19 protein-coding genes and 1 pseudogene are annotated in these 21242 nt (G+C 42.9%); 10 read left to right on the forward strand and 10 right to left on the reverse strand.

From position 1 onward, the window contains the following. Window positions 1–898, reverse strand: a pseudogene (locus P767_RS18610) (hypothetical protein); the annotation flags it as partial. Window positions 899–990: 92 nt separating this feature from the next. On the opposite strand from P767_RS18610, the gene P767_RS0102865 reads away from it, so the two are divergent. The 5 genes from P767_RS0102865 (at window position 991) to P767_RS0102885 (ending at window position 4577) form a co-directional block, all read left to right on the forward strand. Continuing rightward, window positions 991–1527, forward strand: coding sequence for an RNA methyltransferase (locus P767_RS0102865; RefSeq protein WP_026763328.1), 537 nt, complete (start codon window positions 991–993; stop codon window positions 1525–1527). A 42-nt stretch (window positions 1528–1569) separates the two neighbouring features. Further along, the gene (locus P767_RS0102870; protein ID WP_216593191.1) at window positions 1570–2487 is read left to right on the forward strand and encodes a UbiA-like polyprenyltransferase; all 918 of its coding nucleotides are present in this window, start codon (window positions 1570–1572) and stop codon (window positions 2485–2487) included. 54 nt (window positions 2488–2541) lie between these two features. Then, on the forward strand, window positions 2542–2952 hold the full coding sequence (gene ruvX / locus P767_RS0102875; RefSeq protein WP_026763330.1) for a Holliday junction resolvase RuvX: 411 nt from the start codon (window positions 2542–2544) through the stop codon (window positions 2950–2952). Between the two features lie 69 nt (window positions 2953–3021). Continuing rightward, complete coding sequence (gene def / locus P767_RS0102880; RefSeq protein ID WP_026763331.1) at window positions 3022–3600, forward strand: peptide deformylase; 579 nt, start codon at window positions 3022–3024, stop codon at window positions 3598–3600. Further along, complete coding sequence (locus P767_RS0102885; protein WP_245586816.1) at window positions 3597–4577, forward strand: hypothetical protein; 981 nt, start codon at window positions 3597–3599, stop codon at window positions 4575–4577. Before def ends, P767_RS0102885 begins: the two co-directional genes overlap by 4 nt. A 99-nt stretch (window positions 4578–4676) precedes the next feature. Here the strand turns inward: P767_RS0102885 and P767_RS0102890 are convergent, their stop codons facing one another. Continuing rightward, window positions 4677–5336, reverse strand: a complete 660-nt coding sequence (locus P767_RS0102890) for a hypothetical protein (protein WP_026763333.1) — start codon at window positions 5334–5336, stop codon at window positions 4677–4679. Between the two features lie 409 nt (window positions 5337–5745). Between P767_RS0102890 and P767_RS17430 the strand changes: the two genes are divergently transcribed. Next, window positions 5746–6123, forward strand: coding sequence for a hypothetical protein (locus P767_RS17430; RefSeq protein ID WP_026763334.1), 378 nt, complete (start codon window positions 5746–5748; stop codon window positions 6121–6123). A gap of 42 nt (window positions 6124–6165) precedes the next feature. On the opposite strand, the gene gcvP is transcribed toward P767_RS17430, so the two are convergent. Further along, window positions 6166–9039, reverse strand: coding sequence for an aminomethyl-transferring glycine dehydrogenase (gene gcvP / locus P767_RS0102900; protein ID WP_026763335.1), 2874 nt, complete (start codon window positions 9037–9039; stop codon window positions 6166–6168). Between the two features lie 126 nt (window positions 9040–9165). Between gcvP and P767_RS0102905 the strand changes: the two genes are divergently transcribed. Continuing rightward, window positions 9166–9648: a YkgJ family cysteine cluster protein gene (locus P767_RS0102905; RefSeq protein ID WP_026763336.1), complete on the forward strand. Its 483-nt coding sequence runs from the start codon at window positions 9166–9168 to the stop codon at window positions 9646–9648. 5 nt (window positions 9649–9653) lie between these two features. Here P767_RS0102905 and P767_RS0102910 read toward each other — a convergent pair whose 3' ends face one another. The 3 genes from P767_RS0102910 to folK are packed head-to-tail and all read right to left on the reverse strand — an operon-like array spanning window position 9654 to window position 12133. Next, on the reverse strand, window positions 9654–10907 hold the full coding sequence (locus P767_RS0102910) for an MFS transporter (RefSeq protein ID WP_051417034.1): 1254 nt from the start codon (window positions 10905–10907) through the stop codon (window positions 9654–9656). Window positions 10908–10951: 44 nt separating this feature from the next. Next, window positions 10952–11584, reverse strand: coding sequence for a deoxynucleoside kinase (locus tag P767_RS0102915; RefSeq protein ID WP_026763338.1), 633 nt, complete (start codon window positions 11582–11584; stop codon window positions 10952–10954). Window positions 11585–11626: 42 nt separating this feature from the next. After that, window positions 11627–12133, reverse strand: coding sequence for a 2-amino-4-hydroxy-6-hydroxymethyldihydropteridine diphosphokinase (gene folK / locus P767_RS0102920; RefSeq protein ID WP_245586817.1), 507 nt, complete (start codon window positions 12131–12133; stop codon window positions 11627–11629). A gap of 49 nt (window positions 12134–12182) precedes the next feature. Between folK and sppA the strand changes: the two genes are divergently transcribed. The 3 genes from sppA to P767_RS0102935 are packed head-to-tail and all read left to right on the forward strand — an operon-like array spanning window position 12183 to window position 15564. Continuing rightward, window positions 12183–13943 carry a signal peptide peptidase SppA gene (gene sppA, locus P767_RS0102925; protein ID WP_026763340.1) on the forward strand — a complete coding sequence of 587 codons (1761 nt, stop codon included), beginning with the start codon at window positions 12183–12185 and terminating at the stop codon, window positions 13941–13943. Between the two features lie 21 nt (window positions 13944–13964). Then, complete coding sequence (locus tag P767_RS0102930) at window positions 13965–15074, forward strand: ABC transporter permease (protein ID WP_026763341.1); 1110 nt, start codon at window positions 13965–13967, stop codon at window positions 15072–15074. A 1-nt stretch (window position 15075) separates the two neighbouring features. Continuing rightward, window positions 15076–15564 carry an SRPBCC family protein gene (locus P767_RS0102935; RefSeq protein ID WP_026763342.1) on the forward strand — a complete coding sequence of 163 codons (489 nt, stop codon included), beginning with the start codon at window positions 15076–15078 and terminating at the stop codon, window positions 15562–15564. A gap of 133 nt (window positions 15565–15697) precedes the next feature. Here P767_RS0102935 and P767_RS0102940 read toward each other — a convergent pair whose 3' ends face one another. From P767_RS0102940 to P767_RS18745, 4 genes are all read right to left on the reverse strand, one after another. Beyond that, the gene (locus tag P767_RS0102940; RefSeq protein ID WP_026763343.1) at window positions 15698–17005 is read right to left on the reverse strand and encodes a RagB/SusD family nutrient uptake outer membrane protein; all 1308 of its coding nucleotides are present in this window, start codon (window positions 17003–17005) and stop codon (window positions 15698–15700) included. Between the two features lie 18 nt (window positions 17006–17023). Then, a complete protein-coding gene (locus P767_RS15515; RefSeq protein WP_037352173.1) occupies window positions 17024–20164 on the reverse strand; it encodes a SusC/RagA family TonB-linked outer membrane protein in 3141 nt (1046 codons plus the stop codon). A 153-nt stretch (window positions 20165–20317) separates the two neighbouring features. Then, on the reverse strand, window positions 20318–21028 hold the full coding sequence (gene queG, locus P767_RS15520) for a tRNA epoxyqueuosine(34) reductase QueG (RefSeq protein WP_316929611.1): 711 nt from the start codon (window positions 21026–21028) through the stop codon (window positions 20318–20320). Next, a complete protein-coding gene (locus P767_RS18745; RefSeq protein ID WP_245586818.1) occupies window positions 20926–21240 on the reverse strand; it encodes a QueG-associated DUF1730 domain-containing protein in 315 nt (104 codons plus the stop codon). Before P767_RS18745 ends, queG begins: the two co-directional genes overlap by 103 nt. Window positions 21241–21242: the final 2 nt, after the last annotated feature.

Raw genomic sequence — 21242 nt, forward strand, 5'->3', positions numbered from 1 at the left:
GTATGGAATTTTGTTTTACTTCTACATCCAGTTTTAGCGGAGTGCCTGTTTTGGCAATACGTAATAAACTGTTGAAATCTTCCAGGCCAAGAGCAATGTCTAAAAAGTTTTCAGGAGCCGTGCCCTGATACGCACCACCACCTTGTGCAAACACGGTACCGTCATGGCTTCTGGCGCCTCCGCTGCTTAGCATGGCTACTGCACCTTCTGCCTTCGCCATCTCTTTTAAGATGGCCATGGTACGGGCTGCGCCACCTCCGCGTTGTGCGTTCATGGCCTGCATTTGTCTTCTTTGTGCCGCGGTATCTACGGGTCTTGCCGGTGCCAGGGTTGCAGCTTCCATTTTAGCCAGTTCTTCCTCTGTATATCTTACTGCATCTGCTTTAAAGCTATGCTTGTAATTGGTTAGCTGATCCAGCATGATCACTTTTCCTTTTAGCTGGCCTGCATATTTCTGTAATTCGGTGCTGTCTTTGGCGCTGATCACCAATACTTCTGCAGTCTGCAATTTTTTATTGCCTGCAGTCCATGTCTTGGGATAAATCATGATGGGTTTGTAATAGGGGGCGGTCATGGCCATATAGGATTTCTCCAGTTCCCATCCCTTTCCAAATTCTCCCCATGCATCCAGCTCTGCTTTTTCTACGCCCCATCCCTTCAGGGTATTGATGGCATAGTTGGCTGCGCGATTATAACCGGGTGAATTGGCCAAACGAGGGCCACTCATATCGGTCAGGTTAAAGACAATGTCCATTACTTTGGAATTCTCCAGTCCTTCTTTGCGGATGCGGTTGATGATGGCCTGATCTACAGGCTCATTCTGAGACCCTGTTTGCGCAAATGCCATAATAGGGGCGGCCATTGCCATGAGCAGGGAATGCTTTACAAATTTTCTCATATGATTTTGTTTAATTCGAGTCTGTTAATGTAGTTTTTTTCTCTAACAAACGGGCAAGGAATTTATGAGTGGATGAGTAGTACCTTTGCCGCATGCGCAAATGGTCTATGCAGGAATTAGGGCGTAAATCGGTAGAAGATTTTAAGCAAGCCGATAAGACGCCGCTGGTAGTGGTGCTCGATAATATTCGCAGCATGCACAATGTGGGCTCGGTCTTTCGTTCGGCCGATGCATTCTTAATTGAGAAAATGGTGCTTTGTGGCTATACGCCCCGTCCGCCGCACAGGGATATTCACAAAACAGCCCTGGGTGCCACGGAAACCGTTGCCTGGGAATATGCCGAAACCACTGTGGAAGCGGTTCAATCCCTTCAGGCCAATGGCTATAAAGTCTATGCCATTGAACAGGCCGAAGGGTCAGTGTTCCTGCACGAGTTTAATCCGGGCCATGATAAAATGGCCATTGTAATGGGGAATGAAGTGGAAGGTGTTTCCGATGAAGTGCTCGATATCTGCGATGGTTGTATCGAAATTCCGCAACTGGGTTCCAAGCATTCGCTGAACATTTCAGTGGCGGCAGGCATTATATTATGGGCGTTGACAGAGAGAACCGTTTTCCATCAACCCTGATTTTTGTGGTGCCCTTTTTGATGATGTATTAAATACTTTGTATTGAAGCCGATAAAAAATTACCTCAGTCTCGTTAAATTTTCGCATACCATTTTTGCAATGCCTTTTGCATTCATTGGTTTTTTTCTGGCCATACCGCAGGCTTCTGCTTCAGGTGAATGTGTAATTATGCCTGGAACCATGTCTGGTTTGTTGTCGCCCATTTTGTTGCAGAAATTTGCGTTGGTACTGGTTTGTATGGTTACTGCACGCAATGCGGCCATGGCTTTTAACCGCTATCTAGATCGTCATTTTGATGCATTAAATCCGCGCACAGCCATCCGTGAAATTCCTGCTGGTATTTTGTCTGCAGAATCGGCTTTGCGTTTTGTAATCGGGAATAGCATTGTCTTTGTGATGGCCACCTGGTTTATTAATCCGCTTTGTTTTTATCTGTCTTTTGTGGCTTTGTTTGTGGTCTTGTTTTATAGCTATACCAAACGTTTTACGGCTTTGTGTCATTTGGTTTTAGGGGTGGGATTATCACTGGCGCCCATTGGGGCCTACCTCGCGGTTACGGGCAGTTTTGCCTTGTTGCCGCTACTTTTTTCCTTTGCTGTGATTTTCTGGGTAAGTGGGTTCGATATTATTTATGCTTTGCAGGATGCAGACTTTGATAAAGCCCATCAACTGAATTCTATTCCCGCTGCATTGGGGAAAGCCAACGCATTAATGGTGTCTCGCATACTGCATATTGGTAGTGCGGCCTGTGTTACGGTCGCGGGTGTCTATGGTGGTTTTCATATTGTGTATTTTGCAGGTCTTGGTTTTTTTGTGGGCATGTTGATTTATCAGCAGAGCCTGGTGAAGCCAAACGATTTAAGCAAAGTGAACCTGGCTTTTATGACTGCTAACGGAATTGCTTCTGTGGTATTTGCTATCTTCGTCATCTCGGCTTTGTTCTTACAATACGGATGGTAGGAGTTGGGCTTGTATTGTTGGTGGTTCTAATCCATTTATATTAATAAACTTTTGATGGCAAGAATTCTTTGTATTGATTACGGCGGAAAGCGCACCGGACTTGCGGTGACCGATCCCTTGCAGATTATTGCCACGGCTTTAACCACCATTCCTACCAAGGAACTGATTCCTTTTTTAAAAAACTATATGGCTACCGAGCCGGTAGAATTGATCCTGATAGGAGAGCCCCTGAACTTAGACGATAGCCCCACCCATGCTACCCCGTTGGTGCAGCAGGCGATTAAACTTTTAACAAAAACTTTTCCCTCCATTCCGTTACAGACCGTGGATGAACGCTATAGTTCCAAAATGGCCGTGAGAGCCATGATAGATATGGGTATGAAGAAAAAAGACCGTCGCGAAAAAGGCAATATTGATCAGATTGCCGCTACCATTTTATTGCAGGAATACCTGCAAAACCGTTAATGGTCTGCCGATGCTTTGTGGGTTCGGGCTTTAGGGGTACTTTTGCAGCTATCTAATGTAATTTTTTCTATGATTCTTCCTATTGTAGCGTATGGTGCGCCGGTGTTGCGAAAAATAGCTCAACCCATTTCTGCAGATTATCCCGAATTGTCTAAACTAATTGAAGACATGTGGGAAACCATGTATTCCAGTAACGGGGTGGGATTGGCCGCGCCTCAGATTAACCGGGATATCCGTTTGTTTGTGGTGGATTCTGAACAGATTTTCGAAAACCTGGAAGAAGACGAAAAAGGGAAATACAATGATGCGCCAGGCATTAAGAAAGTATTTATTAATGCGCAGGTTGAAGCCATTCATGGCGAAGAGTGGGCCTACAACGAAGGTTGCTTAAGCATTCCTAAAATCCGCGAAGACATCATGCGTGGTGAATCGGTTACCATGACGTATTACGACGAAAACTTCAAGCAGTTTCGTTCTACTTTCTCCGGCATTACTGCCCGTGTTATTCTGCACGAATACGACCATATTGAAGGAAAACTCTTCATTGATTACCTGAAGCCATTGCGCAAGAAAATGTTGCAGAGCAAGCTGAACGATATCAGCAAGGGTAAAATTAAAGTGGATTACAAAATGAGTTTTGCCAAATGAGGCATGCATCCTTAATGAATTGGGGGCTTGTGCGTCGTCGTTGCGCTGTTGTGACGCTTCTGTTTTGTCTATTGTCTTTTAAGCGGATACAGGCGCAGGACAGCACCATGATCATCGACGAGAAGCGGTTTACGCTTTCGGAAGTAGTAGTGCGCAATAATCTCGACTATAAAATGTTGCTCGAACGCATCAAGGCCGATACCAGTTTCTACAAAGCTTTCAAAACCTTGCGCATCCTGGGTTTCAGCAGTTACAACAATATCCAGATGACGGATAAAAAAGGAAAAGTAGTGGCTTCCATGCAAAGTAAAACCCGTCAGAATCACGACGGCAAATGCCGCACTATGGATGTACTGGAGGAAACCGTAACCGGCGACTTTTATGATCGTGATGGTGATTACAATTATACCACACCTGAACTCTATGCCAGTTTGTTTTTTACCAAGGGAACCATTTGCGGTGAAACCAATATTGTTGGTGGTCAGCGCAAGGGTAAGGGTGGTAAAAAGGGAATTGAGAAACACAAAGAGCAATTGAAAATGTTGTTCTTTAATCCGGGTAAGAAAATTTCCGGCATACCCTTTATTGGGGACAAGCTGGATTTGTACGATGAATCTGCGCACAAATATTATCAATACCGCTTAGACATTGAAGAGTACAAGGGCGAACTCTGCTATGTATTTTCCATTACGCCCAAAGACGATTTGGGTTTTTTCAAGAACGACCGAATTGTGGTAGACCAGATGGTTACCTGGTTCAACATGAAAACCATGAATGTAATGGGACGCAATTATGCCCTGAGTTATAAGGCAGGTGTCTACGATTTCGATGTGAGCATGGAAGTGGAAATGGTGAACCTGGGCAATAATATCATTGTACCCAAAACCCTTCGCTACAAAGGCAACTGGGACGTGATCTTTAAGAAAAGAGAGCGGGCTATTTTCACCGCCACTTTATTCGATTTTAAAAAGCCTTAATCAATCAAACTTTGTTCCCAAACCTTTGGGATGGCTATAAACAAACAAGCACCCCGAAGGGTGCTTGATGTAAGGCAAGGATTAAATTTGTTGAAAGTCTTATAAACCCAACTTTCTGCCTTGTAGGGTACGGGTTTTCTTGTCACTCTTGGTAACATCGGTGAGTTTAACCACCAGCTTCACATCGGCTACACTGCCATTGGTTACGGCAGCAGCGGCTCTGTAAATATTTTTATCATAGGGAACTTCTACGGTTCCGTTGTCCCAGTTATTCCCTGCTACTACAAACTTGTCTTCGCCTTCGGCTGGTACAAACAAGAAGCTGTTTCCGTTTTCGAAACTTACGCGCAGACCATTTAAATCGGCAGATTCAATGATGCCGGGTGTGTACGCAGGGATAATGATTTCGTTGATGAGTTTGCCATTAATGAAACGAACACTGCCCGAAGCCACTTCTGCCTTGGCACTGTCCAGTGCGCGGGTTAGAACCAGTTTCTGGTCAATGTAAAATTGAACTCTCTTCACGTCTACATTGTAGGCCATGAGTTTCATTTGCAATTCGCGTGAGAAAGGAACGTACTGACTTTTGTCAATAGACGCTGCATTGCTGGGCGGAGCATATGAATTGTTTGCTGCAGGGTTGTTCTGTGGTGTGCTGCTTTTTAAATAGCCTTTAGAGCTGCTGCTGCTTTTTCCGCCGGCACAGCTGGTGAACAGCCCTAATCCTACCAAAACAATGCCTGTTAATAAACGAGACATATCTTTTTTTTTAAGTTCAGAAAATAAAATGCAATTCGTTTCGTTTTAAGTACGGATAGTAGGGGGGGTGGAACGTAATCTTAAAACAATTCAACTTCTAAGTTCTATCTATTTTCTGAATTTTCAGCATAGTAATCTATACCCTTTTCTGAAAGCAATTGTAAAACGGCTTCGTTTTTAATATCCAATAACTTTATTTAATTGCCTGTCAATCATTTGGTTATGGTTGTTTACTTAAAATTAAGGTTGATAGGCAATTTCACATTTTTACCAAATCCTTCTTATTAAAAAATCACAAGTAGTTGGTATGTCCATTCCTGCTTCATTCCGTTATTTCACTTCATTTCCTGCGTAAATACCTACACTTTTGAATTTTTTTTGTCGGCTATTTTGCTACTAAAAATAGCTTATGCGTTTATTGGATCGGCTCTATCAATACCTGGAACACCAGAATATCAGTGCTTATGCGTTTGAACATGCCTGCGACCTGAGCAATGGCTATCTGGGTAAGCAAAAAAGAGGCAAGGGAACCATGGGGTCAGAAGTGTTGTTGAAAATTCAGGCCTGTTTTCCCGAGCTGAATATTCACTGGCTGCTGACCGGAAAGGGGAGAATGCTGCGGCATGCATTTCCTTACTCTACAGAAGAAGATCCTGAATTGGAAATAGTGCAACTATTGCAGGAGCGCATTGTATTGCTGGAAAAATCTTTGAAGGATAAAAATGAATTGATCCACCTGCTTAAAAAAAAGCGCCCCGATAAAAACCGGAGCGCTCACTCATTATAGACTGTTGCGCAGACCTCAAATTAATTGGGGCTTGCGTTTTTATTAGGCATTTTCTTCTGCATAAGAAGAAACAGGTTCACAGGTACAGATTAAATTTCTGTCTCCGTGTGTATTGTTTACCCTTGCCACACTTGGCCAGAACTTGTTCAGGGTTACATAATACAATGGGAAAGCTGCTTCCTGTCTGGTGTAAGGACGGGTCCACTCGTCTGCACATACTACAGCTTGTGTATGTGGTGCATTCTTTAATGGATTATTGGCCTTATCTGCTTTGCCGTTTTCTATGTCTTTGATTTCACCGTGAATGGCAATCAATGCATCACAGAATCGATCTAGTTCTGCCTTGTCTTCACTTTCTGTTGGTTCAATCATAATGGTTCCTGCTACAGGGAAACTCATGGTAGGTGCGTGGAACCCATAGTCAATCAAACGCTTGGCTATGTCTTCTGCTTCTACACCCGCAGACTGTTTGAATGGTCTCAGGTCTACAATGAATTCGTGTGCACAAGTTCCGTTTTTACCGGTGTATAGAATGGGGTAATACTTCTCTAATCTAGCCTTCATGTAGTTGGCATTCAGGATGGCGTACTCTGTACTCATTCTGATACCATCTGCTCCCAGCATTTTAATGTATGCATAGCTGATTAGTAAAATGCTGGCCGAACCAAAGGGTGCCGCACTTACTTCTAATCCAGTTTTCTCGTATCCTGATAAATGTCCTGGTAGGAAAGGAGCGAGTTTGTCGTTTACACAAATGGGTCCCATGCCAGGGCCTCCACCACCGTGTGGGATAGCGAAAGTCTTGTGTAAGTTCAGGTGACATACATCCGCACCAATCATGCCCGGGCTGGTTAAACCTACCTGTGCATTCATATTGGCTCCATCCATGTACACCAATCCACCGTTCTCGTGAATGATGGCACAGATTTCCTTGATGGTTTCTTCAAACACACCGTGGGTAGATGGATAGGTTACCATCAATCCACCTAGATTGTCTTTGTGTTGTTCTGCTTTTGCTTTTAAATCAGCCACATCAATATTTCCGGCTTCATCACATTTTACCACTACTACTTTAAAGCCCGCCATTACTGCACTTGCGGGGTTGGTGCCGTGTGCACTAATCGGAATCAATACAATATTTCTGTGTGCTTCGTTTCTGCTCTTGTGGTATTCTCTGATGGTTAACAATCCTGCATACTCGCCCTGTGCACCACTGTTGGGTTGCAGGCTACAAGCGGTGAAGCCGGTAACTGCACATAGGTATTGATTCAGTTCCGTTAAAATCTGCTGGTATCCTTCGGTTTGGTTTACCGGTACAAAAGGATGCAATCCACCGAACTCCGGCCAGCTTACCGGAATCATTTCCGTTGCTGCATTCAGTTTCATGGTGCAGGATCCTAAACTAATCATGCTGGTATTCAAAGAAAGGTCTTTGTTTTCCAAAGACTTGATGTAACGCATCATCTGGCTTTCGCTGTGATGGGTATTGAATACCGGATGCGTTAAGTAAGCACTGGTTCTTTGTAAAGAAGCGGGAATAGCAAGGGCATTTTCTGCTGGTGCAATGGTACCTGCAGATTTACCCGTTATGCCTTCAAATAGTTTTACCAATGCCTGTACATCTGCAAGGGTAGTGGTTTCGTCAATGGCAATACCGATGGTGCCATTGGCAAAATAGCGAAGGTTAATTTCCGCTTTCTCCGCAGCTGCTTTTACAGCAGTTGCATCCACTCCACTGATATGTAAGGTATCAAAATAGTTAGCGTTGTTTTGTTGCAGACCCAATGCAGTCAAAGCTTTTGCAGCTGTTTGTGCCAATGCATGTACTCTGCCTGCAATGTTCTTTAATCCCTGAGGACCATGGAACACAGCATACATGGCAGACATATTCGCCAGCAATGCCTGAGCCGTACAAATATTGGAAGTTGCTTTTTCGCGCTTGATATGCTGCTCTCTGGTTTGCAATGCCATTCTCAATGCCCGGTTGCCCTGTGCATCAATGCTCACGCCAATCAATCGGCCTGGCATGCCTCTTTTAAAATCGTCGCTGGTGGCAAAGAAAGCTGCGTGCGGTCCGCCATATCCCATGGGAACACCAAAACGCTGTGCTGAACCTACGGCAACGTCTGCACCCAGTTCACCCGGAGAAGTTAAAACCGTTAAAGCAAGCAAGTCAGTTGCCATAATTACGTAGGCATTGGCTGCGTGAACGCCGTCAATGAATCCTTTGTAGTCTTCCACAGAACCGTTGTCTGCAGGGTATTGTAATAGCGCACCAAAATAGCTTTCGTCGATGGTAGTGGCTTTGTAGTCTCCAAAAACCAGTTCCACCTGAATAGGAGCTGCGCGGGTAATTAATACCTGCTTGGTTTGTGGGAATACATTGTTGTCTACAAATAATTTTGGTTTGGTGATATTGTCTGTTTTATTGGCCAGGTGGAACAACATCGCCATGGCTTCCGCAGCCGCTGTGGCTTCGTCTAACAGAGAGGCATTGGCCATCGGCAATCCGGTTAGGTCTGCTACCATGGTCTGGAAATTCAATAAGCTTTCCAAACGGCCCTGAGAAATTTCTGCCTGGTACGGAGTGTACTGGGTATACCATCCTGGATTTTCAAAAATATTACGCAGGATCACACTTGGGGTGATGGTGCCGTAATAGCCTTGTCCAATAAAGTTTTTGTACAATTTATTTTTAGCAGCCACTTTCTTCAACTCGCTCAGGTACTCAAATTCGCTGATGGCAGGCGGCACATTCAGGTCGCCTTTAATGCGGATACTATCGGGTACGGTCTTGCTGATTAACGACTCAATATTCGGTTCGTTAATGGTAGCCAACATTGCTTTCAGATCACCAGGATTGGGTCCTATATGTCTGCGTTGAAATTCGGTGGATTGTTGCTGGAATAAATTCATACAGAAACGGGTCTTTTTTGAGCCGCAAAGGTACAAAGTTCAGAGAGGAAATTAACTGCTTTGTTGAGGTATTGACCTAATTTTACACCGTTGTGATTAATTTCTTAATATGTTTAACCCATACCCGTGGAAGATATTTTTATTAATTGGGAGAAAAAGTCGGCTGAGCACCAGAAAAACTACCAGCAATACCTTAAAAAAGCCAATAAGAATAAGGTTTTGAAAGCCTTACCCGATTTGCACGAAGCGGCATTTGAAAAAGTCAATTGTCTGGAATGTGCCAATTGCTGCAAGAATTATTCACCCCGTTTTAAAATGCCTGATATTAAAAGAATCAGCAAAGTGTTGGGCATGAAGGAAACAGCTTTCATAGAACAATACCTGCAAATGGACAATGAAGGAGATTATGTGGTGAAGTCTACTCCCTGTCCTTTTCTGGGTTCTGATAATTTCTGCAGTATCTACGATCATCGGCCTTCTGATTGCGCCCGATTCCCTTATACGGATGAAGATGTATTGCTGAAGAGACCCCTGATTACGATTAAGAATTCCAGCTTTTGTCCGGCCGTGTATTATGTGCTGGAGAACCTGATGGTAGTGGCTAAATAACCGGTTTAATATTTCATTTTGCGTAGGGCAGGGGCTTTGAACCAGGTAGCGATTACTACCAGTATGGTCATGGATCCTCCGAAAATAACAGAAGGAATAACGCCCATGATTTTGGCAGCCAGTCCACTTTCGAATTGTCCCAGTTCGTTGCTGCTGTTAATGAACATTGAATTCACACTCATTACTCTGCCTCGCATATGATCCGGTGTTTTCATTTGCACAATAGTGCCGCGAATAATTACACTGATGCCATCCAGAATACCACTGATTAAAAGCGCAAAGAAAGAGAGCCAGAACAATTTGGATAAGCCGAATACAATAATGCAGGCCCCGAATCCACCCACGGCCCATAATAATATTTTACCCTGATTGGTTTTGAGTGGGAAGAGGGTAGACCAAATAATAATACAGATGGCGCCGATATCGGTGGCTGCGTTCAGCCAGCCAAATCCAATGGGTCCCACTGCCAGAATATCTCTGGCAAATACGGGTACCATGGCTACTGCACCTCCAAAGAATACAGCGAATAAATCCAGTGACAATGCGCCCAGTACTTCCTTGGTTTTAAACACAAAGCTCAGCCCTTCCTTTACACTTTCCCAGCCTGTTTTTTCTCCTTTTTTGTTCAGTGCAGGTTTGGCTTTTAATTGAAATAGAAATAAAAATCCTGTTGCCACAAAACTGATGATAATGCTGAGTGCGCCGGTATTGCCAATGCCTGCAATTAAAAAACCGGCAGTGGCATGACCTGTTACAGAAGCAGAAAGCCAGATGCCCTGGTTCCAGGTAGTGGCGCTTTGCAATTGTTCTTTCGGAACAATGGCCGCAAGCATGGTGCCAAAGAGCGGGCCGGTGAAAGCGCGGATAATGCCCGTGCAAAAAATAATGCCGTAAATGCAGAAAGCAATCCAGTTTTCTCCCAGCTTTATTAAAGAAAATGGGGTGCTCAGTAAAAGCAGGACAAGGGCAGAGAGAAAATAAAATCCAATCCCCCTTAAGAGTAGTTTTCTTTTCTCGCTGATATCTATTACATAGCCCGCATATAGTGCCAGTGAAACGGCAGGAATTACTTCGGCAAGTCCAATCAACCCAATGGCAAAGGGATCATTGGTTAGTTCATAGATCCACCAACCCGTTACCGTACCCAGCATTCTGAGTCCCATGATGAATAAAAAGCGACCCGCTAATAAATGCCTGAATTCGCGAATGCGCAACACTGCAAAAGAAGGGTGGTTTTTGAGTGTGTTGGTGCTGGCCATATTTTATTGAGATGGTTGTGTGTGGGTTTCTCCTGGTGGTTGGTCTAGGGTAGTGTAAAATAATGCTGTCCCTGGTCTAAATCTTTTTCCAATGCATCCAGGATAATATTCACGTGTGCTTCGTTGTGGATGAAGTCTGCATTGCTGGCATCTACAAATATGGTTTTGATATTGTGCTGCTTTATATAATGCGTATAGGTTTCCTGAATATTGAACAGGTATTCATCGGGGATGCTCTGTTCGTAAGGCCGATTTCGCTTCTTAATATTCTGCTGCAATTTATTTACCGGTGCATGCAGGTAAATCAACACATCCGGAAACATGAGTTGCTGGTGAATAATGTCGAAAAGTTTCTGATACAATCTGAATTCCTCCTCTGGTAAATTCACTTTCGCAAACAGCAGGCATTTGGTAAACAGGTAATCCGAAATGGTTACCGTTTGAAATAGTTCCTTGGTATGTACCAGGTCTTTCAATTGTTTGTATCGTTCGGCCATAAAAAACAATTCCAGCGGAAAAGCATACTGGGCCGGATTATCATAAAATTTAGACAGAAACGGATTGTCGGCAAATTCTTCCAGAATAATACGGGCATTGAGTTTCTGCGCCAGTATATTGGTCAATGTGGTTTTTCCTGCTCCTATATTCCCTTCTATCGTAATAAATTGATGCTTCATGAATTTGCGCCTAAAGGGCAAATTTAGTTTTCGCAAGTCTGCTTAGTCCATTTTTTTTTGCACATCGCTATCGTCGGTGCAGACTTGCAGCAATTCGGTGGCTGTTTTCTGCAATACCGGATGCAATAGTTCGGGAGCAATTTCAGCCAATGGAGCCAGGACAAAGCGCCTTTCGGTCATGGCCGGATGCGGAATTTGCAGTAGGGCTGTTTCCATTACAAGCTGGTCCATCTGCAAGATATCCAGGTCTATAATGCGGGGGCCAAGTTTTACGGTTCTGATTCTGCCCATTTTGGCTTCGATCTTCAGCAGGGTTTGCATGAGTTCTTCCGGATTCAGTTCCGTTTGTATCCATAAAGCCTGATTAATAAAGGAAGGCTGATTGGTATAGCCCCAGGGAGCGGTTTCATAGAAAGCAGACTGTTTAACAATCTGGCCGCATTCTTGTTGTATATAATGAACGGCTGTAGACAGCTGTTCTGTTTTGTTTCCTAAATTACTGCCGATTAATAAATAGGCATTCTGCATAGTTGGTAGTATAGTGGGCATCAAATATCTTTAATAATATCTTTATTTGCTAAAAGGTTAACCAACTTCTATGAGAGGATTTCTAAAAATTGTTCTTGCCACATTTGTATCGTTGATTTTATTTACCATTATTGGCGTCTTCATTTTAATTGGGATTGCCACTGCTGCGGCTTCTTCCGATAAACCCGTGATTGGATCCAAAGCTGTTTTATTGCTAGATTTATCGGTTTCATACAAGGAACAATTTGTAGAAGATCCCTTCTCGGCTATTATAAATGAAGGAGAAGAAGAACCGCCATCTTTATTTCAGGTTATACAAATGCTGAAGCATGCCCAGAAAGATTCTGCTGTTAAGGGTATGTATATTCTTTGTGCCAATAATGCCAATGGTTTTGCCGCCAGCGAAGAATTGCGAAAGGCAGTTGTTGAATTTAAAAACAGCGGCAAATTTGTAATTGCACATGGTGAAGTCATTTCTCAGAAAGGATATTATGTTGCCAGTGCGGCCAATGAAATTTATTGTAATCCGCAAGGTGGTTTGGAATGGAACGGTCTTTCGTCTAATCTGTTCTTTTTAAAAGGTATGCTGGACAAGCTGGATATTCAACCTCAGATTTTTTATGCCGGTAAGTTCAAGAGTGCCACCGAACCGCTTCGCGAAACCCAGATGACGGAAGCGAATAAGTTACAGACCAGTGTATGGTTGGGCGAATTGTACAACCAAATGCTGCAGGCCACTTCTATGTCTCGTGGAAAGGATACCGCTTTTCTCAGAGAACTGGCGGTAAAGGGCATGATTCAGACCCCTGCTGATGCCAAGAAATATGGATTGATAGACGACCTTAAATACGACGATGAAATTAAAGCCACCATCAGCAAAAAATTAAAACAGGAGTTAAAGAGCAAAATCAATTTTGTAAGCCTATCTGATTATGCTCAGGCTACCGATTTTGAACCTTCCGGTTCGGGTAAAGTTGCCCTGGTGTATGCCAATGGAGATATTGTTTCCGGTCAGGGCGACAATGAGTCTATCGGGAGTGATAATTATAAAAATATTCTAAGAAAAATTCGTTTTGACAAATCCATCAAGGCCCTGGTATTCCGAATTAATTCCGGTGGCGGCAGTGCTTTGGCCAGCGAAGTTATCTGGAGAGAAGTATCCTTAATAAGAAAAGAAAAGCCGGTGGTTGTGAGTATGGGTGATGTGGCTGCATCCGGAGGATATTATATTGCCTGCAATGCAGATAGTGTTTTTGCCAATGCCAATACCATAACGGGTTCCATTGGCGTATTCAGTGTGGTGCCGAACATGCAGGCTTTCTTTAAGAATAAACTGGGTATTACGTTTGACGGTGTAAAGACAGCTCCTTATGCTGATATGGGAGATATCAGTAAGCCCCTGAATGAAAATGAAAAAAGATTTTTGCAGGCTTCTGTAGATAGCATTTATGCTACCTTCCTAAACAGGGTTGCCAATGGAAGAAAGCGTCCTGTTTCAACGATTGACAGTATTGCACAAGGTAGGGTATGGACGGGTACCACAGCGCTGAAAATCGGGTTGACCGATCGAATAGGCGGGTTACAGGATGCCATTGATTGTGCTGCCCGTATGGCCGACATTAAAAAGAATAATGTAAAACTGAAGGAATATCCCGAAAAGAAATCGCTGATTGAGCAAATTATGGGGGGCTATAAAAAATCGGTTTCCCAATCCCTGATCAGCGACCAGATTGATCCATCTTTAATGCAGGTAACCCGCGAATTAAAACAAGTGAAGCAGATGGTAGGTGTGCCACAGACCAGATTGCCCTTTCTTGTGAATATACAATAGCTTTGCTGCTAAATAATCGGGATGAAGCAGGAGTATAGTCAACTCAGGGCCATGATGGCCATTACCAAAGGAAGTTTGAGAGCGATTTTCAGAAGCCCTTCTTCCGTGGTTTTCAGCATTGCCTTTCCATTGATTTTTATTCTGGTGTTTGGTTTTATTGGCAGCGGCGGCAAAATCAATGTAAATATTGCTTTTGAAGCAAAATCTGATACGCTTAATCCGGTGTATCAGGGGCTTAGAAATATTCCCGGAATTAAAGTGTCACCTAAAACGGGCCTTGCATTGCAGGAAGATTTAGAAAAGGGAAGGATAACAGCCCTGCTGAATATTAAAGCTGCTGCTGATTCCACACAGCCCCCTTATACCATTCAATTAACCAGTTCAGAAGCAGCCAATCCACAAAATGTGCAGGTGCTGCAATCCATACTCAATGCAGTGATCAGTGGTATTAATCAACGTCAGTTTCCTGCGGCTCCCACTATTGCATCAATTAGTAAGGAAGTAAAAAAGATTCCGGGCAGGGTATACAGAACCATCGATTTTATTTTACCAGGTCAGCTGGGTTTCTCTTTGTTGAGTGCAGGTGTTTTCGGGGTTGCTTTTTTGTTTTTTAATTTAAGACAACAGCTGGTGTTGAAGCGGTTTTTTGCAACGCCCATTCAGCGTCCTTATATTGTTTTAGGAGAAGCATTAAGTCGTGTTATCTTTCAATTGATTACTGCAGTCATTATTATTTTGATTGGCCATTTTGTTTTTAATTTTACACTGGTTAATGGTTGGGTAACATTTGCTCAAATCATGGTATTGAGTTTTATTGCCCTGCTTTTATTTATGGGATTTGGATTTATTGTGAGTAGTGTGGCTAAAACAGAGAGTACCATTCCCCCCTTTGCCAACCTGATTACTTTGCCACAGTTTTTACTGGCAGGTACTTTTTTCTCAATAGATAATTTCCCTTCCTGGTTGCAACCCATTTCAAGGGTATTGCCTTTAACACATTTCAACAATGCCATGCGCAATATTGCTTTTGAAGGTGCAGGATTGTCGGACTGTTTATTTGAACTGGGTGTATTGGGTATCTGGATGGTAGTGGTGTACGCCATTGCTTTTAAAACCTTTAAATGGGAATAATATGAAATTGATAAAACTGGGCTTGATTAGTTTTTTAGTGCTGGGTATTATTGTTACTTCCATTGGGCTCTTGTTCCCTTCTACCGTACTGGTATCCAGAGCTGTAGACGTAAATGCCAGCATTGTTAAAATAAAACCCATGGTGGCCGATATGCATCAATGGCCGTTGTGGATGGAAGGGATGAAGGATTCCTCTGTTACCATACAATCATCCACCAGCGCACAAATAGGAAATACGGCGGTTACCATAACTGCTGTAACGGATTCTACCATTGTTGCCAACTGGCAGGCAGCAGATGGGGTGCTTCAGGTTAGTACCATGCGTTTAATTGGAAAGCCGGAAGCCAACACCGCCATTGTTCAATGGCAGTTTGTTCAGCAAATTGGCTGGTATCCCTGGGAAAGATTTGGTTCTATGATGAACGATAAAATCATGGGCACCCTGATGGAAAAACATTTGCAGCAGCTTAAACAAATTGCGGAACAATAGAATTTGTAATAGAGTTGAACTGAAATAATCTGCTCAATTCCTCATTCGATTAAAATATTGCATAAAATGGAAAGCCCCGTTCGATTACTCGATACGGGGCTTTTTACCAACTGTTTGGGGGTGAGACTCTTTATTATCCAGCCGGATCGGTTGGCGTATTAGGATTATTATCTCGCTCTCTGCTTGGGTAAGGGAAGAAAGTTCTCTTACGTTCTGATGCAGGACGACCCAATCTTCTGTTGTCTTCTAAACGCATACCACTCATGCACAATTCAATGCAACGCTGACGATAAATTTCGTCCAGCAAAGCAGGTGCAGAAACTGTACCGGAGTAAGCAGCTAATCCGCCACCTACACCAAATGCATCAGCCGAAGGTAATTGTGTTCTTACTGCATTAATTTCTGTAACCGCTGCAGTTAAATCCGGAGAAGCTTGTCTAACATATGCTTCTGCTTTAATCAAGCGCATTTCGTCTGGCAAGTACAAAGGAACAGCCTGAGTAGCTGCACTAAAGAATCCTTTGATTCTGTAACGAGGCTGAATGGTTGGATTGATTGCAGTGTAGAAAGCAATACGCTGATCATTTAAATCAGGAGCTAATGCTGTTGGTAATCCAAGGGTAGAATCCAGAATCTGGAATACGTTATTGGTAGCAGTTGCAGTGGTGAAGATTGGATTGGTAACAATCGCATCAAAACCAAGAACAGCTCCATTATAACTTAAATCTACCGCATTGGCTGCAGTAATAGCAGCAGCAAAATCTCCTGCAAATAAACTGTAACGGGCAATCAATGCACTGATGGTATTATTAAAATAGGCAGTAGTGATATTGCTTGGCACATTCGCAAAGAAAGCGGCATTGGGTGCATTGGCTCCCAACGCAGTTTGTGCTGCACGCAAAGTGGTTACTGCTCTTCTGAATCCATCTACTCTGCTTTGGAAAGCAGCAGGTGTAGTTTGGGTACCTGGTGCTGCAGGAATTTGTTCAAAGAACATTGCCAGGTTACCAATTGCCATTGCTTTGTAAATACTTGCATAGGCAATTAAACCGGAAGCGTAGTTTTTGTCGCCTAGTTTATTGGCACCTTCCAGTACTTTGTCTGCATCATAAATGATCTTGTTATTCCAGGTCCACATATTGCCTACAATACCGTTCAGGTTGTCTACAACAGCGCCACCTTGAAATAATTGAAACTCGTCGGTATTACCTGCGTTCATTAATCTGAACTCGTTGGTTAAAGAACCTGCTGCAGTAACACCATTGTACAATGGACTTAAACGACCATTGCTGTAAACGTTCTGTAATCCTACGGCTACACCCGATAATCCTCTGGGCGTAGAAAATGCATCTACATCTGAGATGGCACCCGGATTGGTAAAGTCTTGCTTACAAGCAACCAGACTTACTCCGGATAAAATGATGAATAATATTTTTTTCATAATAACTTTTTTGTTGGGTTAGAAATTAGCTACAACTCCAAATTGGAATGTTTTTGGAATAGGTACGTTACCAAAATCTACGCCTCTGAACAAGCTGCTCTGGCCGGTAGAGTTGGTTTCAGGATCGTACCCTCTGTAGTTATCCCATGAGATAAGGTTTCTTCCGGTTAAAGTAACAGTAAGGTTGCTGAACAGATTCTTCACTTGTCCAAATGAATAACCTACAGATAGTTCACGCAATTTGGTGAAAGATCCGTCTTCAACTCTCCACTCTTCAATACCGTAAACTCCACTTATATAACCTCTTGGAATTTCACCCTTGTGTTCTCTTTGTGCAAATTCACTACCGTTACCTACACCTTGTCTTGTTCTGAAGTCTGCGTTAAATACTTCAACACCGGCTACACGATCTAACTGGAACCCAAAGGTCCATTTTTTGTATGTGAAGCTGTTGATTAAAGTAGCAGTGTAAGTTGGGTTAGGAGAACCTAATACAGAACGTAAAATAGTAGAATTAGCTCCGCTTGTGAAAGGTAGTCCTGTTGCAGGATCCAATGTTGGGGTACCAAATGGTTGTCCGTTTGCAATAGGTCCTCTTGCAGTTACAGGAATACCTGCTGCATTCTTTACTTCTGTTCCGTTTGCATTTCTTGCAAAGAAAGTAGAGTAGAATACGGGTGCATCATATCCTGGAATCAAAGCAAATACGGCACCGGTTGGAGCTGCAAATGAAATGAAAGGAACACCTAGGTTTTCAATTCTGTTTTTGTTTTTGTTAAAGTTACCAGTGATTTCCCAGCTGAAGTTCTTGTTCTTAACAGGAACAGCTGTAATCATGATTTCGAATCCTTTGTTGCTTAAAGAACCTACGTTCTTGGTTGCAGTAGGGAATCCGGAACTTGGTGCATTGGTAATATTCGGTACCAACAGGTCTGTCACTTTCTTGTTGTAGTAGTTGAAAGTAAACTGTAGTCTGTTTCCGAATAAAGCGATATCTGTACCAATTTCCAATTCTTTCTGACGCTCAGGCTTTAAATTAGAGCTGATAGTTGCAGAAGGAGAAGTTAAACTGGTTCTTCCTAAGAAAGGAGAGATATTGTAGATATTGAAACGGTCGTATGCGCCAATACCTGTTAAGTTTCCGCTTTCACCGTAAGCAGCACGGATTTTAAATACATCTACCGCATTCGCTAAAGAAGATTTCTTAAAGAAATCTGTTTCAGAAATAATGTAGTTACCACTTACTTTAGGGTAGAAGAAGTTACGGTTGCTCTTATCGAATACAGAAGAACCGTCCACACGTCCGGCAACAGTTACAAACAACTGATTGTTGAACTTGAAGTTTTGTTGTAAGAAGAAACCACGGATGGTTCTTTCGCTTCTTCCGTCAGAGTTAGGCAATAAAGTACTTCCGCCTGTTGCGGTAGAAATACCAGGAAGCAAACCACGGCTCTGTGCCAAAATGTATTGTGCTTTTTCGTACTGCTCAGAATAACCAAACTGAGTTACAGAAGCCAGTTTGCTGGTGATATTGGTTGTGTACGTAAAGTTTAAGTCGTGGTTAAAGAAAGTAGAGTTAAAGCTGGCTGCACTTGCATAACCGTTCTGTGTTGGATCTAAAGTTGCACCACCACCGTAGAATCCGGGGCTGGCGTTGTAAGGGAACGGAGGAATAAATGTGGTACCGTTCTGTGCAATATTATCCAGACCAGCTGTATAGTCTATCACCAATCCTTTAACAGGGAATAGTTTAAAACCAACATTGGAAACAGTTCTGTTGGTAACGTTTCTCTGCTTGATGTCGTTGATAATGGTTAAAGGATTCACACGGCCTCTTTCGCCCACTGCCAATAAGTTTCCATTGGCATCTCTTGCACGGATATTGTGGAAGTTACCAATGATGGTCATTGAGTTGATAGGAGAGAAGAAGCTATTACCATCTGGTTTTTCATTGGTAGCGTTGTTGGTATAGTTGATACCTGCATTCCAGCTGAACCAGTTGTTTACTTTGTTGTCTAAATTTAATCTGAATCCAAAACGAGTGTTGTCGGTTCCTCTGATAATACCCTGATTGGTATTGTAATTAAGAGAAGCGAAATAGCGCATTTTGTCCTGACCACCTGTAATAGAAACGTTGTTGTCAGTACCATATCCGGTTCTGAAAATATCGTCCTGATAATCGTAACGGGTTACAGGAGTAGTGGTTGTTTGGAAAGGAGCAGTAATGATATCTTGCGTTAATGCACCTGGTCCATCTGTAGGTCCGCCAAACTTGGTGGGCGCATTGTTAAATACCAAACGCTTTCTTAAAGAGTTGGTATTTACTTTTGAACTGAATGTAATTTTAGGAGCACCGGTAGATCCACGCTTGGTAAAGATCTGAATTACACCCGCATTGGCACGGCTACCATAAATAGCAGCAGCTGCAGCACCATTCAATACTTCAATTCTGTCGATATCGTTAGGGTTAATATCTACCATACGATTCTGACCCACACTTCCATAAGTATCGTAGTCGCTTTGTGCGTTGGTTACTCTTGCATTAGAGTTGTTCAGGATTACACCATCAATGATGTATAAAGGATCTGAAGAACCTGAGATAGAGCTTACACCACGTAGTTTAACACTCATACCACCTGCAGGATCACCAGAGTTCTGAGTAATCTGAGCACCTGGTACCTTACCTTGTAAAGAAGCAATGGCATTGGGTGATCCCGCATTGTTAACCTGGCTTCCCTTCACGGTTCCAATGAAATTACCCAATTGCTTTTTAGTTGTTCCCTGAGAAGTACCGGTAACTACTACTTCATCAAGACCAGTAGCATCTTCCTTCAAACTCGCGTCGAAACTGAAACTGCCCGTAGTACTGGAAACGGTGATTGATTTTTCAGCCGATTTAAATCCTACAGAAGAAACGACTACATCGTATTTTCCTGCTTTTAAATTGGCAATTAACTGATACAAACCATCTGTTCCTGTGGCAGTTCCTGCACCGGAATTCTTGATGGTGACAGAAGCGCCCGGAACAGGCAGCCCTTTGCTGTCGGTAACTTTTCCTTTAATGGTTGTTTGAGCTTGCAAGCCGATTGTCAGTGCCAAACCGAAGAGAAGGAAGCACATCTTCGATAGAACACTGTTCTTGCCATTGTTGACATTCATATGCATATCGTTTTGGAGTTTTGAAAAACAGTATAAATATATAATGTGTGCGGGAATTTCTTGGTTTTGTTGATAATTTTTCCAATAAATGGGGACAAATTGCTCAAAGATTTTTATAAACTTGCAGAAATCCGCAATTTTTGTTCGGGTTTGCTATTGCATCCACCGAAGGTTTTTACGAATGCCACTGTACTTAGCTCTTTTCAGGGGAGACTCTTTAAACAGGTGCTTAAAAACTTCTTCGGACATTTCTTCCCAGTCCTGTGTACTTAAATTCAAAATAGCGGGGATGGGTTCAAAAGCAGGTTCAGAATGGGGTTTGCTGAAACGGTTCCAGGGACATACTTCCTGACAGATATCACAGCCAAATAACCAGTTATGGGTGTTAACAGTTGTTTGCTTACTCAAAGCTTCTTTTAATTCAATGGTATAATAACTGATGCACTGGCTACCGTTGATTTCCTTATTGGGTAAAATGGCATCGGTGGGGCAGGCATCGATGCATTGGGTACAGGTGCCGCAATAATCTTTTGCATATGGATCATCGTATTGCAGCGGAAGGTCTACTATTAATGTAGCAATAAAAAAGTAAGAACCATTCTGTTTGCTGATCAGGTTCCCGTTTTTCCCAACCCAACCCAAACCCGATTTAACGGCCCAGGCTCTTTCTAAAACCGGGGCAGAATCTACAAAGCCTCTTCCGGTTACGGTTCCGATTTTCTGATTCATTTCGGCCAGCAATTCCTTTAGCAGTGCTCTGATTACTTCGTGATAATCTTTGCCCCAGGCATAACGGGCAATTTTGGGACTCTTGTTCTCTTGTTTTTTTCGGGGTAATAATTCTTCATCAGGGTAATGACAGATTGTGCGCCGGGCACCAAAAGGGTTGGGTCAATTCTTTTATCGAAATGATTCTCCATATACTGCATGCTTCCCTGATGGTTCTTATTCAGCCATTTCTCCAGTCTTCTGGCATCCTCATTTAATTTCTCTGCCCTGGCAATACCGCAATAGCTAAAGCCCAGCCTGGCAGCTGTTGCTTTAATGAACCGGGTATATTCTTCTAAGGGCAGCATGT

It is taken from the genome of Sediminibacterium salmoneum NBRC 103935, assembly GCF_000511175.1.
Lineage (GTDB): Bacteria > Bacteroidota > Bacteroidia > Chitinophagales > Chitinophagaceae > Sediminibacterium > Sediminibacterium salmoneum.

Coding starts and splice junctions, on each gene's coding strand:
- P767_RS17430 (WP_026763334.1), top strand. CDS start 5,746: ATGCGTTTATTGGATCGGCTCTATCAATACCTGGAACACCAGAATATC.
- P767_RS0102940 (WP_026763343.1), bottom strand. CDS start 17,005: ATGAAAAAAATATTATTCATCATTTTATCCGGAGTAAGTCTGGTTGCT.
- P767_RS0102885 (WP_245586816.1), top strand. CDS start 3,597: ATGAGGCATGCATCCTTAATGAATTGGGGGCTTGTGCGTCGTCGTTGC.
- def (WP_026763331.1), top strand. CDS start 3,022: ATGATTCTTCCTATTGTAGCGTATGGTGCGCCGGTGTTGCGAAAAATA.
- P767_RS0102935 (WP_026763342.1), top strand. CDS start 15,076: ATGAAATTGATAAAACTGGGCTTGATTAGTTTTTTAGTGCTGGGTATT.
- P767_RS0102865 (WP_026763328.1), top strand. CDS start 991: ATGCGCAAATGGTCTATGCAGGAATTAGGGCGTAAATCGGTAGAAGAT.
- P767_RS0102910 (WP_051417034.1), bottom strand. CDS start 10,907: ATGGCCAGCACCAACACACTCAAAAACCACCCTTCTTTTGCAGTGTTG.
- P767_RS15515 (WP_037352173.1), bottom strand. CDS start 20,164: ATGAATGTCAACAATGGCAAGAACAGTGTTCTATCGAAGATGTGCTTC.
- sppA (WP_026763340.1), top strand. CDS start 12,183: ATGAGAGGATTTCTAAAAATTGTTCTTGCCACATTTGTATCGTTGATT.
- gcvP (WP_026763335.1), bottom strand. CDS start 9,039: ATGAATTTATTCCAGCAACAATCCACCGAATTTCAACGCAGACATATA.
- P767_RS0102930 (WP_026763341.1), top strand. CDS start 13,965: ATGAAGCAGGAGTATAGTCAACTCAGGGCCATGATGGCCATTACCAAA.
- P767_RS18745 (WP_245586818.1), bottom strand. CDS start 21,240: ATGCTGCCCTTAGAAGAATATACCCGGTTCATTAAAGCAACAGCTGCC.
- ruvX (WP_026763330.1), top strand. CDS start 2,542: ATGGCAAGAATTCTTTGTATTGATTACGGCGGAAAGCGCACCGGACTT.
- folK (WP_245586817.1), bottom strand. CDS start 12,133: ATGCCCACTATACTACCAACTATGCAGAATGCCTATTTATTAATCGGC.
- P767_RS0102915 (WP_026763338.1), bottom strand. CDS start 11,584: ATGAAGCATCAATTTATTACGATAGAAGGGAATATAGGAGCAGGAAAA.
- P767_RS0102890 (WP_026763333.1), bottom strand. CDS start 5,336: ATGTCTCGTTTATTAACAGGCATTGTTTTGGTAGGATTAGGGCTGTTC.